This is a genomic window from Oleiphilus sp. HI0123 (genome assembly GCF_001635315.1).
The window spans coordinates 1-920 of record NZ_LWGE01001837.1 but is presented as its reverse complement, the minus strand read 5'-3'; the positions used below and the strand labels follow the sequence as shown (position 1 = coordinate 920).

The following is a 920-nucleotide window of genomic DNA, read 5'->3' as shown; positions in this document are numbered from 1 at the left end:
TACGAACTCTATGGGCTTTCGCTGGGTATCAATCAGGGAAGCATTATGTACGAGCTTGATTTGGCCTATAAAACAAATCAACTCTCTTCAGTATATGCGCTGAGTGGTCGGCCTGAAAACTTAGAAAACAGGCTTGAAATTGCGCTAGGTTTTGAATATCTAAGTGCCGCTAATCATCAAGTGAATGCTGGTGTATGGCGTTTTAAAAGTCTAGAGCAAGATACGAATCGTACCATCTATAACGAGATCTGGAATGTTTCATGGAGCAAGGAGTACTTTAATGATGTGCTCGGCTTGAGTGTGCTTGGGGCTTGGTCTACTGTCTCTGAGCTATTTGTGTTGAATCTGGCATCTGAGTATGACTTTAATGACTATGTTCAGTTATCTCTTGCGCTTAGCTATGCCAGCAAAAGCGGCTCAAATGACCCAGTTTATCCTGATTCAAAACTTAGCAGCACCTTTAAAATAGAAGCCCAATTCTAGCGATTTCTAATTGCTTAGCGAGCTCCCACTTATCTCGCATTGTTAGTAATTTCCTCTTAGTTTTTATTAATGCACCGCAGTTTTATGCGCATGTAACATTTCTAACCTAAACTTAAGGCTAGATGCGATTATAAAATAAAAATATTTGGATAATATGATGGAAGCCAGATCTGTAAAAACGATTGAAGATGCGAAGCATATTGTAAATCTTCGTGGAATAAAGCATGTCAAAGTTGGTCTTTTCGATATAGACGGCGTGATGCGCGGTAAATATATGAGCAAAGATAAGTTCTTTGCTGGGCTCGACAAGGGTTTTGGTTTTTGCGATGTTGTTTTGGGCTGGGACTCGAAAGATCAGTTATACGACAATGTCAGTTACACTGGCTGGCATACAGCCTACCCAGATGCCTCTGTACGAATTATTCCCGAAAGCTGTA

At 40.5% G+C, this 920-nt stretch carries 1 protein-coding gene and 1 pseudogene; both read left to right on the top strand.

What is annotated here, in order from left to right:
• A partial coding sequence (locus tag A3761_RS24725; RefSeq protein ID WP_231881308.1) for a hypothetical protein occupies positions 1 to 483 on the top strand: 483 nt, incomplete at its 5' end.
• 154 nt (positions 484 to 637) lie between these two features.
• A pseudogene (locus tag A3761_RS24720) lies at positions 638 to 920 on the top strand (glutamine synthetase); the annotation flags it as partial.